Source organism: Christiangramia marina, assembly GCF_048285865.1.
Lineage (GTDB): Bacteria > Bacteroidota > Bacteroidia > Flavobacteriales > Flavobacteriaceae > Christiangramia > Christiangramia marina.
The window spans coordinates 560,085-561,404 of the sequence record NZ_JBLVTK010000002.1 but is presented as its reverse complement, the minus strand read 5'-3'; the positions used below and the strand labels follow the sequence as shown (position 1 = coordinate 561,404).

The window sequence follows — 1,320 nt, the reverse complement described above, 5'->3', positions numbered from 1 at the left end:
GTCGTTGGCTCTAGTTTTGTATAAAATTGAACACTAATATATAACTAAGATTAAATAAGTATTAATTATGGCAAAGGAAACTTACGATCGTTCCAAACCGCACCTAAATATTGGTACAATTGGACACGTAGATCACGGAAAAACTACTTTAACTGCAGCTATTACTAAAGTAATGGCTGATGCTGGATATTCAGAAGCTAGTGCGTTTGATCAAATTGACAACGCTCCTGAAGAAAAAGAAAGAGGTATTACAATTAACTCTTCACACGTTGAGTACTCAACAGCAAACCGTCACTACGCTCACGTTGACTGTCCTGGTCACGCCGATTACGTAAAGAACATGGTAACTGGTGCTGCTCAAATGGACGGTGCTATCCTTGTTGTGGCTGCGACTGATGGTCCTATGCCTCAAACACGTGAGCACATCCTTCTTGGACGCCAGGTAGGTATTCCAAGAATCGTTGTATTCTTGAATAAAGTTGACCTTGTAGATGATGAGGAACTTCTTGAACTAGTTGAAATGGAAGTAAGAGATCTTCTTTCTTTCTACGAGTATGATGGTGATAATGGTCCTGTAATTTCAGGTTCTGCACTTGGAGCATTAGAAGGAGATGAGAAATGGTCTAAGACTGTTCTTGATCTTATGGAGGCAGTTGATAACTGGATTGAACTTCCAGAACGTGATGTTGATAAGCCTTTCTTGATGCCTATTGAAGATGTATTCTCTATTACAGGTCGTGGTACAGTAGCAACTGGACGTATCGAAACTGGTGTTGCAAACACTGGAGACCCTGTAGAGATCATTGGTATGGGAGCTGGAAAACTTACCTCTACTATTACTGGAGTTGAAATGTTCCGTAAGATTCTTGATAGAGGTGAAGCTGGTGATAACGTAGGTATCCTACTAAGAGGAATTGAGAAGTCTCAAATCTCTAGAGGTATGGTAATTACTAAACCAGGATCTGTAACTCCACACGCTAAATTCAAAGCTGAGGTTTATATCCTTAAGAAAGAAGAAGGTGGACGTCACACTCCATTCCATAACAACTACCGTCCACAGTTCTACGTACGTACAACTGATGTAACAGGAACAATCAACCTTCCTGATGGTGTAGAAATGGTAATGCCTGGTGATAACCTTACTATTACTGTTGAGCTTATTCAGCCAATCGCAATGAATACTGGTCTACGTTTCGCAATTCGTGAAGGTGGTAGAACTGTAGGAGCTGGACAGGTAACTGAAATTCTAGACTAAGAATTTTCATTATATAAAAAGGTATCCCGTGGCAAGCGGGGTACCTTCACTTATATTTACGGGTT

Annotated in this window: 1 protein-coding gene; it reads left to right on the top strand. The window is 40.5% G+C overall.

Annotated features, from left to right (window positions below; genetic code table 11):
• Window positions 1-67 precede the first annotated feature (67 nt).
• The gene (tuf, locus tag ACNKXS_RS09040) at window positions 68-1,255 is read left to right on the top strand and encodes an elongation factor Tu (RefSeq protein WP_322302161.1); all 1,188 of its coding nucleotides are present in this window, start codon (window positions 68-70) and stop codon (window positions 1,253-1,255) included.
• The last annotated feature ends 65 nt before the right edge of the window (window positions 1,256-1,320 follow it).

Excerpts from the sequence above, each read along its gene's own strand:
- tuf (WP_322302161.1), top strand. The coding sequence starts at position 68 with ATGGCAAAGGAAACTTACGATCGTTCCAAACCGCACCTAAATATTGGT.